Source organism: Vreelandella sp. ssv (genome assembly GCF_059448525.1).
On the sequence record NZ_CM182545.1, the window covers coordinates 523545 to 536502 of the forward strand.

The following is a 12958-nucleotide window of genomic DNA, read 5'->3' on the forward strand; positions in this document are numbered from 1 at the left end:
AACACTATTACTTGTTTGCCCTGGTCAGCCCCGTATCATAGAGCGTTTGCAGCGATAATGAGGCTGGCCATGGTATTTACCCTAGAACATCACGACCCCGAGACCTATCGCCGCAAAGCCCGCATGATTAGCGTTGCCATGGCGGGGCAACTGATTATTTTTGGCCTCCTTTTCTCAATGTTACTTACCTCTACCTTTGGCAGCAGCCTATGGCTGAACGCCTTGGGGGTATTGCTGGGGTTGCTGGCCACTAGCGCGCTATTTGCCGTCTTACGAGAGCGTCCTTGGATGACAGAGGTAAACTACGTTTGGCAGCTCAAGCACCACTTGTCTCAAGTCAGCGGCTACCTTTCCCAATTGCGCAAAGCGGTGGAAGAGAATAACCGCACGGCGTTGGATCTGCTGACTTTCTACCACCAAGGCATGGCGCAGTTAGCAGAGCTTAATGGGCGTACCACCGACGACGACTCAGAGCGGTTAACAGAAAAGATGCAGGTGAAAATTAAACGCGAAGAGCTGGGGCTGCCCCCCCAGGTTGAGAGCATTGATACACATGATCTGCAGGCATTCAAACGCGGATAATTAATACGAGCCATCATCGAAAAAGTCATACAGGGAGCGCAGTGAATGAATACGTTAAGAGTATGGAGCAGGGCTGTTGTCGCAGTAGGCGTGATGGTAGTACTAGCAGGGTGTGCGGCGACGCCCACCGCCGAAACAGCTACAGCCAATCAAGCTACGTTAGATAACCGGGCTCCCTTCCTGCCTTCAGCGCTTTTTCCTGGCTCCGCTGAACAGTTTTCCGCATGGCACTGCGAGCCTGCTAAACAACACTTAGTGACCGCAACCAATACCAACGATCTGCGCCTATGGTCGCTGCACGGTGCATGGCGACTGCCCCAAGCCGTAGTGGCCAGCGGTGCCCGTTATCAAGATGGTGAAATTAGCTTCTGGAACCGGGGTAACAAGGCGCTGGTGGAAACCCCGCGAGGGCAACTGCAGTGCTCCCTGGCCGAACAGCGTGACGCCTTAACCCGAGCGGAGAAGCCTGGCGTGATGTTCTTTGGCCAGGGTAACGAGCCGGGCTGGACAGTTGCGCTAGCACACGATACGCCGACGCTGACCATGGAGACGAACTATGGGGAAGAAAGCCTTCAATTACCGTATATGGTCAGTGTGATGGACAATGAAGCGGGACGAGTGGTTATCGAAAACGCCGATGTTGAGCCGTTTTTCCGCGTGCGCATTGACGCTGGTGCCTGCTTTGACAACATGAGCGGAGAGCCTTTCCCAGCCAGGGTCACCCTGACCTACGGTGGTGAGCAGTATAGCGGCTGTGGCCAAGGTATTGCCCCCTAGGTTTATCTAATAAACAGGCAGCTCAGCAGCGATAGATGACACGCTCGGGCCGCCACTCCTGCGCTACAAAGTCGCTGGCGCATAGGACCGAGGTGTTGCCCGCAGCGCGAGCGGCAAGCCGGGAAAGCGTTGTAAATTGGATGCCACGTGAACTTTCCACTTGTTCGCTCGCCGCTAGGGGTATCCAGCGCTCATCTTCTAATGTGGCCAGCGTGAAACTAAATGGATGAAATCCTGGGAAGCCGAGCCGTATATCGGTGGCAATGAGCGTCTCTTTACCGTCCAGCCAACGCTCTTCATAGCGCAGAAAAGGCCCTGCGAACCACGCCAAACGCTGTCCTTGCAGACTAGCTAAAAAAGGGGCTTCCAACGCTGCGTTACGAATCAGTGGTTCCAGGCGGGGCGGACTGCTACCGTCAAACACACTGATCAAACTTTCATAATAGCGATCCCCATCCATCACCGTGGCGCGCCATAGCACAATATTGAACGGGGTTGGCTGTATCAGCAGAGGAGCCTCTTGCAGCCCCTGCTCCGCCAGCACCGGGTCGAGACGCTGTTCGACCATGACTTTCGCCCCCGCCGCCATGGCCAGGTAAATGCAGCTGACGACCAATCCCCAGGTGCAGGCTTTTCTCATCCGCATAGAGACCAGCCCGATTCCCAAGGCGATTATCAACGCCAGGGTATAAAGCGGATCAATAATGAAAATAATCGGCAATGCGACTGGGGGGAGGTCAAGCGGCCAAAATAGCTGGGTGCCGTAAGTAGTCAGGGCATCAAGCAGCGGATGCGTAATCAGTACAAGCGTGAAAAACCACCACCAGCGGGGCAGGCTAATCGTCTTGAGGGGCACAAAGCGTGCGCACAGCAGTGCCAATAGCGTCGCTAAACCCGTAAGTACAAAAAGCGAATGGCTAAAGCCGCGGTGCTGGGTAACGTTAGCGACGGCGTCCCCATAATCCAACGCCACATCAAGATCCGGCAGGGTGCCCAGGACAGCGCCCATCAGGATAGCCTTACGGCCTAAGCGTCGGCCCATAATGGCGCCGCCAATGGTTGCGCCCAAGGCGGCTTGTGTAACTGAATCCACAGGTTTCTCCGGCGGGTAAACCCAGTTAAGATAAACGTTATGATTTAATTGTACAGCGTTGTGGTGTTTTCTTTTAGCTGTCACATTCTTGTAAAGTACGGCTAAGGTCTTTTTCAAAGGAGTCGTTATGCAATATCTTCATACCATGGTGCGGGTAAGTGACCTAGACGCTTCACTGCATTTTTACTGCGATCTGTTGGGACTCAAAGAAGTTCGTCGTAAAGAAAATGAGAAAGGGCGTTTCACATTAGTGTTCCTGGCCGCGCCAGAGGACGAGACTCGCTCAGAGCGGTTAACCGCCCCCGAGCTTGAACTGACCTATAACTGGGATCCGGAAGAGTACTCGGGCGGTCGCAATTTCGGCCATTTGGCTTACCGTGTGGATGACATTTACGCACTGTGCCAACACCTGCAAGACAGCGGTGTCACAATTAATCGCCCACCCCGCGATGGTCATATGGCATTTGTAAAATCTCCTGACGGCATTTCAGTCGAATTATTGCAGAAGGGCGACGCCTTAGCGCCGCAAGAACCCTGGGCCTCCATGGAAAACAGCGGTAGCTGGTAAGCAATCGTGGGAAAGAAATAGCAGATAATCGTTAAACAAGGGAAAGATCACCATGACCAAGCAAGGTTGGCGTTTACTGCCATTGCTGGCCTCGGCCGTGCTTCTGTTAAGTGCGTGTAGCAGTGCTCCAGGGCCAAGCACATCGACGCCACAAGGGCCAAGTGGCTCTGCGCTTTCAGGAGCGATTGTTGAGCAGCGTTGGAACTTACTCCTGGTAGGAACCGATGAGCGGCTCTCCATGCCCGAAACGCCTTTTTTCCAGATAGCGCGGGATGGCAGTGTCAGCGGCCACGACGGCTGCAACCGCATTACGGGGCAGGTCACGTTAGGCGAAAATCAGCGGATTGAGTTTAGCGACTTGGCGACTACACGCATGGCGTGCCCGCAAATGGCCGATGCGCAGCGGGTCACGAATATGATGGAGACAGCTTATCGCTATTTGATCGACCACGACCGGTTAGTCTTTTTTGGCCCGGATAGTCGGGTGCTAGGCGGCTGGCGCGAAGGTAACTAATTTAGTTAATTAGTCCTCAAAAGGCGGGTTGAAGCGGGCGATAAAGCGCGCATCAATGCGCCTTTTCCACTTCCATACCCATTTGCCTGAGAAACCCACGGCGCCCCGGCTGGCAATCGCGTGGCCGTCACCGGTGCCAATCAGTGACAATACCCGTTTGGGTGGCTGCCAGGAGAGTAACGGTTCGCGGTGGCAGGCGCGGCGCAAGTTTTCTGCTAAGTGCGGGCCCATGCGCACCGCATAGACGCCTGCGCTGGGCAGTGTAGGCGTGAACGCGGCGCAATCACCCGACGCAAAAAAGCCCGGCTGGTCGATTACCTCAAGAGTTTTCGCTACCCGAATAAAGCCATTGTTATCTAACGGTAGCGCGCTGTCAGCGAGCCAACCGTGACCCACCGCCCCGGTGGCCCAGAGCACGATGTCCGCGGGAACGAGTACGTTGCAGTGAGTTAATACGCCGCCGTCTACCAGTGTCTCCCCACGTACTTGATGATGCACGTTAATGTCTGCGCGTAATAACGCTCGCTGAATAAGCCAGCGCGGCAAGCGGCCAGCACCGGGCAGCAGCTCGTTTGATGCACTAAGTAGATGGCTCTGCCAGCTAATATCCGGGCGCTGTTTACGCAGTTGAGCCAAAACACTCATCAGCGTTTCGCAGCCCGCCGCACCGCCACCAACACCCACCACGCGTTGGTGGCCACCAGTGGGTAAGTAGTTAGCGTCATTTTGCAGTGCCTGCCAGCGTCGCTGCAGCGTACTTAACGGGCGCATAGCGAGTAACTTGGGTAGCCGATTCCCGTGCTGTTGGGGAGGTTTTAACGTGGAGCCGATATTGAAAGAGGCGACGTCAAAATCAATCCGGTCACCATTTGCCAGCATTACGTAGCGCGCCTGGGTATTCACCGTTTTAGCCGGGGAGAGAATCAGCCGGGCATTGGCCCGCTGGCACAGCGCGGCTATATCAATCTGCGTCTCTTCCAGCGTACTCTCACCTGCAAGCCAGGCTGGCACGCTACCTGAGTAGGCGGCGGTAGCTGCGTCGCTCACCACGGTCAGTGCGATATGGTGGTCTGACTGCTTGGCAAAGGCCTCCAGTACAAAGGCGTGAGCATGGCCCGCGCCAATGAGTAACAGCTGCTTCATTGACTGTCACCACGCCGCCAACGGAAGTAACGCTTCAATAGCGCCAGCACCCGTTCGGGTTTATGGGCGTTTTTCCAGACGCCTGCAGTGGCTTTGGCCGCCTCGCCCAGCGTCGGGTAGGGGTGGATGGTGCCTAGCAGTTTGTTGAGTCCCAGCCCATGTTTCATTGCAATGGTAAACTCCCCCAGCCATTCGCCGGCGTTTTCGGCAACGATCGTGGCGCCAAGAATTTTGTCTTTGCCTGGCACCGTGAGCACTTTGATAAAGCCTGCTGTTGCGTTTTCGGCAATGGCGCGGTCACTCTCACTCATGGCGTAGCGGGTGACTTCAAACGCGATCCCTTTTGCTTTGGCCTCTTTCTCATTCAACCCCACCCGTGCCACTTCTGGCTGTACGTAGGTGACGGCGGGCATAAAGCGGTAATCCACTGCAAAACTCTTGAACTCACCAAACAGCGCATTGACCGCCGCGTGCCACGCTTGGTGGGCCGCCGCATGCGTTAGCTGATAAGGCCCCGCTAAATCACCGCAGGCCCAGATATTAGGCAGACGGGTTTGCAGGCGCTTGTTGATTTCCAAGGTACCCGCTTGGGTGGTAGAAATACCGAGTGCTTCCAGGCCTAAGCCTTCCACGTTGGCTTGACGGCCCGTACTCACCAGCAGGTAATCAAAGTGAAGTACCTTTCGCCCTCCGTGATGCTCTACCACCAACTGATACCCTGCCGCGTCGTTAACAACTTCCAACGCCTTGGCGTCGGTCAATACCATCACACCTTCGCCAGTCAGGGTGCTTTCGACCAACTCGCCGACGTCCTGGTCTTCGCGGCCCAGCAGTTGGGAAACTCCCTCTACCAAAGTGACTTGGCTACCCAGGCGAGCAAAACTCTGGCTCAATTCACAGCCAATTGCGCCGCCGCCTAACACCACTAAGCGCTTGGGCAGTTCTGTCAGCGACCACAAGTTTTCAGACGTTAAAACGGGCGCATCCACAATGCCAGGCAGTGGCGGCAGCCGTGGCCGCGCACCGGTTGCCAGCACGATATGGCGGGCGGTAATGGTTTTATCACCCACCTGGATGTTCCACGGTGAAATGAGCTTGGCGTGATCCTGGTACACCTCAACGCCTAAGCTGCGATAGCGCTCGACGCTATCGTGGGGTTCGATATCGCTAATCGCTTGATGCACATGCCCCATCACCTTGGCAAAATCAACCTGGGGTTCGCCGGCAGTCACCCCGAAACGTGGTGCGGTGCGAATTTCATGAGCAGCGCGGGCAGCGCATATTAACGCCTTGGAGGGCACGCAGCCGGTATTCAGGCAGTCGCCGCCCATCTTGTGCTTTTCGACCAGCGCTACTTTGGCGTTAACGGCGCTGGCGATGTAGCTGGTGACCAGCCCCGCCGAACCGCCTCCAATAACCACAATGTCGTAGTCAAAGCGCTCTGGCCGGGTAAAGCCTCTGTATACCTTGCGCTTCTGCACCAGCAGCACGATGCGCCGGGCAATCCAGGGGAAAATGGCCAGCAGTGCAAACGAGGCTAACAGCGTCGGCGAAACGATGCCCCCAAGGCTCTCCAGTTCCCCCAATTGCCCTCCCGCGTTCACGAAGACCGCCGTGCCAGGCAGCATCCCCAGTTGGCTAACCCAATAAAATGTTAGCGTTTTAAGGCGTGTTAGGCCCATGACCAAATTAATCATAAAAAATGGAAATACCGGCACTAAACGCAGCATAAACAGATAGAACGCACCGTCGCGTTCAACACCGCGATTGACCACTTCAAACTGGCGCGGGAAGCGCTTCTCAATAGGCTGGCGAAATAGAAACCGCGAGAGTATAAACGCGAGCGTTGCGCCCAGCGCGCTGGCGAACGAGATAATCAGCAGCCCCCAGCCGAATCCAAACAGCGCGCCACCGAGCAGCGTTAGCAGCGCAGCGCCTGGCAGCGAAAGCGCGGACATCCCCACGTATACGGCAAAAAAGATCCCCGCCACCTGCCAAGGGGTTTGGCTAAACGCCGCTTGGAAATCGCTTTGGTAAACCTTGAGGGTGTCTAGCGTGAACCATTGGTGGGCGCCGCTAAGAAAAAACACGCCAATGGCAATGACCAGTAGCGCTGCAATAATCAAACGTTGTCGGGTCACGGTACGCTCCAGCGCCAGGGGGTAAACGAGTGTGTGGTGTTCACTGAGTGATAAGAGAGCCCGTTTCCTTACACGGACATCGCAAACGCTTTCCAGCGTTGCCAATCCTCGGGTCGGTCCACATCCCAAATGGTAGCCGGATAAACAGCATTGAGTCCCAACGACTCAATGCGCTGCCGCGTGGTTGTGAGTACGCTTTGGGTGCCCCAGGGGATGTCTTCAAAGAGGGCTGGGTAGTCTTGCTGGGTGCCAATAAAGCCGTAGCCACCGTCTTCAGCGGGTAAAATGACCACGTTGTAGCGGGTTAATTTTTGTGCACAGGTAGTAATCAGCGCACTGGTAATGCTGGGGCAGTCACTTCCCATCAGCATGGCTGGCCCAGGTGTGCTATTGAGGGCGTAGCGAACTCGCGCCCCTAAATCGCCATCTGGCTGGGCGTTTAGTATCAAGCCAAACTGCTCATGAAGCTCGATAAACAGTGGGTGTGCGTGATCAAGCGCCGTCCAAAGCGTGACTTGCTCTGCGGGCAGCGCTTTACATGCAGTCGCGACGCAGTGGCGCAGTAGTTCGGCATGGGCCTCAGCGGCACCCTCACTTCCCAGCAGTGGCGCCAGGCGCGTTTTAGCTTGTCCTGCCAGAGGCGCCTTCGCAAGTAGATGGAGGTGGGGCAGCATCCGGCTCTTTACCGGCGTTTCAGCGGGCATCACGATACTCCTTAATGAGTTGGGTTGCGCTTACGCCGCGCCAGTAGCGATAGCGCAGCCGCCACATCAGGCGGATCGTTTTCCAAGCGCCGTAGTGATCCCAGCGTCTACCTGAGCTTATCACTTTCGCCTTTAAACAGGCGGGTCGAGACACCCGTTTGAGCCGTTTAGTGAGTTCGATATCCTCCATCAGCGGTTGCTCGGGAAAGCCACCTATGGCCTTGAACGCGCTGGCGCATACAAAGATACCCTGATCGCCGGTCGCAATGCCGGTAAGCCGCGAGCGCTTGTTCATCATCCAACTGATGACCGGGAGCCAGCAACTTCGGCCCGAGAGTTGAATATCAAAACGCCCCCAGGCATGGGTTTTCATGGCATGGGGCTTCATAGCATGGATTATCTGCTCAACGGCGCCTTCAGGCAGCTGTGTATCTGCATGCAGAAACAGTAGTGTTGAAGCGCTAGCGTGTTGCGCCCCTAAGTTCATTTGCACGCCACGGCCTGGGGGGCTGCTGAGCACACGGTCAGCCAGCGATTTAGCAACGCGCACACTGTCGTCACAGCTTTCGCCATCGACCACCATCACCTCTACCCCATGAGCACGCAGCGACTGCAGCGCTGTTAAATGCTGGGCCAGGGTTAGCGCTTCATTAAGCACGGGAACCACGATGCTAAGACGCGGAGGTTTTTCAGCCGAGCGCAATAATAGGTCCTCCCGCTGCGTTGGCATCTGCGTGGTCATGGGTGACCAGTAGCGCTGGTAGGCCGGCTTCCCGCAGTTGGCTAAACACCAGCGATCGCATCTCTTGGCGCAGGGCTGTGTCCAGTTTGGAAAAAGGCTCGTCCAGCAGCACTGCTCGGGGCTGTGAAAGCAGCAAGCGCATTAGCGCCACCCGCGCTTTTTGGCCGCCGGAAAGCGTGGCCGGGTCGCGCTCTTCAAAGCCTGCCAACCCAACTTTTTCAAGCGCGTGGGTGACCTGGTGGCGCTTATCACTGCTATGGCGAGGTAGCCCAAAACGCAAGTTGCCACCTACGCTTAGGTGCGGAAACAGCAGCGGATCTTGAAATAGTAGCCCTATGCCACGCTTCTCTGCAGGTAGGTTCAATAAATTATGTTCGCCCAGCCATACGCCGCCACTGGCGCTAAAATCGCGCTCAAGAAATCCGGCAATATACGCCAGAAGGGTCGATTTTCCCGACCCGGAAGGGCCCATTACCGTCAGCACTTCGCCAGGGGCGATCGTGGCGTCTACCGCTAATAGCTCGCGGCCTGCCAGGGCTATTATTATCTGTTCCAGGCGCAGTGGTGCGGTTGATGAAGCTGTCACGTGGTTCTCTCTTAGGTAGCGTGTTGACGGCGTTGCGCGCCCAGCAAGCGGGGCAGCGTTAGGGCAAGCATAAAGCCAATGAGTGGCAAGCCCGCTTGCACTAGCGCCCACACGCCGATTAAGCGTCGGTTACTGCCCGCAGCAAGCGCAACTGCCTCCGTCGTTACCGTTGTGACACGCCCGGCCCCGAGTAGTTGAGTAGGTAAGTACTGGCCGATACTGACCGCTAAGCCCACGGCAAAGGCCGTTAACAGCGGGGCTAATAGTAGCGGCAGGCGTACGCGCCAAAATGCAGCGCTGCGTGACACGCCCAATGAACGTGCCACCTGCAGCCAGCGAGGATCCAGTTGGCGGTACGCCTCGGATAACGAAAGATAGACATAAGGCAGCACAAACAGTAAATGGCCGGCGATAACGAGGCCAAACTGAGGACGAATACCTACACTTTCAGCCGCGACAATCAGCCCAAAAAGAAAGGCAATTTGCGGCACCAGCAGCGGGAGGTAGAGCAGCCACAGAGCCCGTTTTGGCTGTAGGTGCTGGCGGTGCTCGTTCTCCAGTGTGGCGAGTACCAGCGCGGTGGCCAGTGTCGTGGAAATAAGGCCAATCAGCGCTGTATTGAGCAGCGGGGACGCCAGCATTGAGCCACTGCGCTGCCAGTGATCGAGGGTCAGCATCTGCGGCAGCAGTTCAGGGAACCGCCAAAAGCCAGCCACCGAGAAGAGCCCCAAGCCAATCAGGGCAGCCAGTGCGGTACTACTGGACATCAGTAATGCCGAGCGACCTACTCTTCGCAGGATGATTTCACCCCGATGGCGACTGCCGTTGGTCAGCCAGCCGCGCGTTAATGTGCGGATAAGTTGTTCCAGTAGCCACCAGCAGAGCAGCGCGGCGAGCGTAATGCCAAGTTGCAGCACCGCCGCCGCCGAAGCCATAAAACGGTGGCTAATATCGGGGTCGTTAAACCAGCCAAGAATTGACACGCTGAGCGTGGGGGGAAGCGTTGGACCTAGAATCAGCGCCATATCGACGACCGACGTGGCATAGGCGATCACCGCATACACCGGCAGGCGAATCAGCGGATAAAGCGAGGGCAGTACGGTTTTTAGCCAAGCTATCGTAGGGGAATAACCCAGCGACCGCGCTAGCATCAAGCGCTTCTCAGGCGCTAGCTGAGGCAGTGCTGCAAGGCTCATCAATAGAAGAAATGGCACCTCTTTCAACACCAGTCCGGCCATCAGCGAGAGCCCCAAGGGATCATTGACGATCAGTGCATCCGGCGGACGCTCCCAGCCCGTTAGTGAGGGCGATATCAGCCGCGCCACTAGGCCCGAAGGGGCAATCAAAAAGGCAAACCCAAAGGCAATAGCGGCATGGGGAATAGCGAGCAGCGGCGAGACCAGCCGCCGAATACCACGATCTAACCAAGTGCCCCGACTGGCCGCCAAAAACAGCACCACCATTATTAACGCGATGGCGGTGCTCACCAACCCGCTGGCAAAACTAACCGCCACTGATCTCTCTAGCCCCGGCTGGGCGAACAGCATTTGCCAGGGGGCTAAACTAACGCGATCACCGCCTAGCACCGGCAGGTAGCCAAATGCTGGCAGCAGAATCATCAGCAGCCCGGCGCCTACCGGTAGTACGAGCAGGGTAATGATGAGCGCCGGGGCCAGTCGCAGCATGGTCTAGTTAACGCCGTAACGCTCAAGCCATGCATCTTGCAGGGCGGTCATCCAGCTGGGGTGCGGCTCGGGTAGCGTGTTTGATAGCGCATCTGCCGGTAGCTCGGATGGGTGCCGATCACCCTGTTCAAACAGTACTTGGTCAGCCGCTTCTAACTGATCGATATCCAGTACGCTACGGTCGCCCCACATCGCCAGCGACTGTTTTTTGGCTTGGGCTTGCGGTGAAAGCAGGAAGTCGGCGAGCACCATGGCACCGGCTTTATTGGGCGAGTTGTAGGGAATGGCCACAAAGTGAACGTTACCCAGCGTGCCGCCAGTCAGCACGTAGCTGCGTACGCTTTCCGGTAGTTCATACTCCATGACGGCCACGGCGGCATCGGTAGGATAGAACGAAAACGCGAGGCTCAATTCGCTATCGCTCATCAGCGTACGCAAGTGGGGGCCTGAATCGGGAAAGGTGCGACCGCTGCGCCACAGGTTTGGGTGCAGCACATCCAAGTACGCCCACAGCGGCGCTGTTATGGCGTCGAAATCGCTCTCTGACACAGGCTGGTAAAGCGCCTCATCCTGATCGGTCAGTTCAATCAGCGCCTGCTTCAGGAAGGTGCTGCCGGTGAAATCGGGAATGCGGGGATAGCTGAATTGGCCGGGATTCGCTTCGGCCCATGGCAGCAGCGACTGCATATCCTGGGGCGGTGTTTCGGTTTGAGCGCTGTCGTAATAGAAGGTGATCTGCGCTTTACCCCATGGCGACTCATAGCCCTCAGTGGGTAGCGTAAAGTCGGTGACCACCTCAGGGTTTTGAGTCGCGTTGGTGAGGCCAAAGTTGGGCAGTGCCTCGGCGAAGGGGCCAAACAGTAGGTCGCTTTCGCGCATCGCAGCAAAGTTTTCGCCGTTGATCCAAATCAGGTCGATACTACCATCGTCGTGGTTACCCGCCTGTTTTTCTGCCAGCACCCGCGCCACTGCACTGCCGGTATCATCCAGTTTTACGTGCTCAACCTCGATGCCGAACTGTGCCTGCACCTGCTCCGCCACCCAGTCGATATAACGATTGGTGCGCGTATCGCCACCCCAGGCATTCCAGTAAACGGTTTGGCCTTCGGCTTCTGCCACAACACTTTGCCAATCACTAGGGTCAGGGTTGGCCACAGCTGGAAGCGCGAGGGCTAGCATCGCTGTGGAAAGGGTGGTGGCTAGTGTGGTTGAAAACGTCAAACGCAGAGAGTGACGGTAAATTGGCATAGCACACCTCGTATCAGTAGGGAAAAACGTTATAGGGAGGCTTGCAAGCATTGGAGCTCGCTATGCACGTGGTCAATAATCGGCAGCGAGAGGTAGTGTTCAACGCGGTCACGCACGTGGTCAATCACTGCGGGGTCGGTGAGTTCTGCCGACCAGTCTTCACCGAGCTGCTGGGAATCCTTGGCGTTTAAGTGCTGGGCGCGCCATTTAGCACACCAAGTCAGCGACCAAAGCCAGGTAGCCCGGCGGCAGGCGACCAGTGTGTCGGCATCGGGAGATACTTCCATGGCGGCTTGCCAGCGGCGATAAAAATGAATCACGTCTTTTAGCGATAGTTCGGCTTGGCTGTTGATATCCCAGGTGGTCGACGTGTAGAGAGAGGTATGGGCGAGATCGATCCCTGGCAGGCCGTAGCGGCACTTCTCTAAATCCACCAATACGGCTCGGCCATCATCACGGATCAAGAAGTTCCCGGGATGCGTATCAAAGCTAATCAGTGTCGGGGTGGCATCGCTTAGGTGGGGCGGTAAAAGATCCAGTTCCTGCTTAATGCGTTGAGTCACTTTGCTCGAAAGCTGCGCGTCACTTAACCAGTTCGCCTGCTGGCGGACTTCATCGACCATCGCCTGCCAAGGGTCTTCAGGAGCGAGCAGTGGTGCCCGTGCCGGAATGCTGGGCAGCGGTTGACTATGTAGGCTCGCTAATGCATCGGCGATGGCGGGCAGGTCTTCAGGAAGTTTGGCCAAGCGGCCACGGATCGCCTCAACCAAGAGCCCACCACGGGGCAGCGTTTGGCTGGGTTTCAGGGCTCTATAAAGCATTGGCGTGTGTCCGCCAGGGCTAGAGCGCTGATAACAGGCGGCCTGATAAGCAAGGTTCTCTTCCGGCGGTAAATTCATCTGACTCTGCTTCGGCAACCTCGCCACCCAGTCATCACCATCGTTGCGATGAATCCATACGTGGTCGTGAGCAAGCCCAGTATCTGCCATGGGTGAAAGCTCACGGTACGTCATTCCGGCCCGTGTAAGTTCGGTTGCCAGCGCCTCTAATCGTGCTTCAATAGGTGTGGGCATTGAGCCGTCCGTGTCGTTGCTGAATTAGCGATACCACTTAGTGGCCGTTCTTGTACCAACCTTACACGTTTCGTCAGAAAATGTGGTTAAGATGGGTGTAAG

Annotated in this window: 13 protein-coding genes; 4 read left to right on the plus strand and 9 right to left on the minus strand. The window is 56.6% G+C overall.

Annotated elements, in window-relative coordinates; translation table 11 throughout:
• The first annotated feature begins 69 nt into the window (after nucleotides 1-69).
• Both AC5TBW_RS02490 and AC5TBW_RS02495 read left to right on the plus strand, forming a co-directional pair.
• Nucleotides 70-582 carry a DUF3087 family protein gene (locus tag AC5TBW_RS02490; RefSeq protein ID WP_495510560.1) on the plus strand — a complete coding sequence of 171 codons (513 nt, stop codon included), beginning with the start codon at nucleotides 70-72 and terminating at the stop codon, nucleotides 580-582.
• Between the two features lie 45 nt (nucleotides 583-627).
• On the plus strand, nucleotides 628-1359 hold the full coding sequence (locus tag AC5TBW_RS02495; RefSeq protein WP_495510561.1) for an MliC family protein: 732 nt from the start codon (nucleotides 628-630) through the stop codon (nucleotides 1357-1359).
• Nucleotides 1360-1381: 22 nt separating this feature from the next.
• Here AC5TBW_RS02495 and AC5TBW_RS02500 read toward each other — a convergent pair whose 3' ends face one another.
• A complete protein-coding gene (locus tag AC5TBW_RS02500) occupies nucleotides 1382-2452 on the minus strand; it encodes a metal-dependent hydrolase (protein WP_495510562.1) in 1071 nt (356 codons plus the stop codon).
• A 127-nt stretch (nucleotides 2453-2579) separates the two neighbouring features.
• Here AC5TBW_RS02500 and gloA point away from each other — a divergent pair, with 127 nt between their 5' ends.
• On the plus strand, nucleotides 2580-3020 hold the full coding sequence (gene gloA, locus AC5TBW_RS02505; protein ID WP_495510563.1) for a lactoylglutathione lyase: 441 nt from the start codon (nucleotides 2580-2582) through the stop codon (nucleotides 3018-3020).
• Nucleotides 3021-3072: 52 nt separating this feature from the next.
• Nucleotides 3073-3534 (plus strand): META domain-containing protein, encoded by a 462-nt coding sequence (locus AC5TBW_RS02510; RefSeq protein ID WP_495510564.1) that lies wholly within the window; start codon nucleotides 3073-3075, stop codon nucleotides 3532-3534.
• Between the two features lie 9 nt (nucleotides 3535-3543).
• On the opposite strand, the gene AC5TBW_RS02515 is transcribed toward AC5TBW_RS02510, so the two are convergent.
• The 8 genes from AC5TBW_RS02515 to AC5TBW_RS02550 form a co-directional block, all read right to left on the minus strand.
• Nucleotides 3544-4677, minus strand: a complete 1134-nt coding sequence (locus tag AC5TBW_RS02515) for an FAD-dependent oxidoreductase (RefSeq protein ID WP_495510565.1) — start codon at nucleotides 4675-4677, stop codon at nucleotides 3544-3546.
• On the minus strand, nucleotides 4674-6818 hold the full coding sequence (locus AC5TBW_RS02520) for a dihydrolipoyl dehydrogenase family protein (protein WP_495510566.1): 2145 nt from the start codon (nucleotides 6816-6818) through the stop codon (nucleotides 4674-4676). Before AC5TBW_RS02520 ends, AC5TBW_RS02515 begins: the two co-directional genes overlap by 4 nt.
• Before the next feature lie 68 nt (nucleotides 6819-6886).
• Nucleotides 6887-7522, minus strand: a complete 636-nt coding sequence (locus AC5TBW_RS02525; RefSeq protein WP_495510567.1) for a TIGR04282 family arsenosugar biosynthesis glycosyltransferase — start codon at nucleotides 7520-7522, stop codon at nucleotides 6887-6889.
• The gene (locus AC5TBW_RS02530) at nucleotides 7512-8264 is read right to left on the minus strand and encodes a TIGR04283 family arsenosugar biosynthesis glycosyltransferase (protein WP_495510568.1); all 753 of its coding nucleotides are present in this window, start codon (nucleotides 8262-8264) and stop codon (nucleotides 7512-7514) included. The genes AC5TBW_RS02525 and AC5TBW_RS02530 overlap by 11 nt, the downstream gene beginning before the upstream one ends.
• A complete protein-coding gene (locus AC5TBW_RS02535) occupies nucleotides 8212-8850 on the minus strand; it encodes an ATP-binding cassette domain-containing protein (protein ID WP_495510569.1) in 639 nt (212 codons plus the stop codon). The genes AC5TBW_RS02530 and AC5TBW_RS02535 overlap by 53 nt, the downstream gene beginning before the upstream one ends.
• Before the next feature lie 11 nt (nucleotides 8851-8861).
• A complete protein-coding gene (locus tag AC5TBW_RS02540) occupies nucleotides 8862-10535 on the minus strand; it encodes an ABC transporter permease (RefSeq protein WP_495510570.1) in 1674 nt (557 codons plus the stop codon).
• 3 nt (nucleotides 10536-10538) lie between these two features.
• Complete coding sequence (locus AC5TBW_RS02545) at nucleotides 10539-11783, minus strand: ABC transporter substrate-binding protein (RefSeq protein WP_495510571.1); 1245 nt, start codon at nucleotides 11781-11783, stop codon at nucleotides 10539-10541.
• 29 nt (nucleotides 11784-11812) lie between these two features.
• The gene (locus AC5TBW_RS02550; protein WP_495510572.1) at nucleotides 11813-12856 is read right to left on the minus strand and encodes an aminoglycoside phosphotransferase family protein; all 1044 of its coding nucleotides are present in this window, start codon (nucleotides 12854-12856) and stop codon (nucleotides 11813-11815) included.
• Nucleotides 12857-12958: the final 102 nt, after the last annotated feature.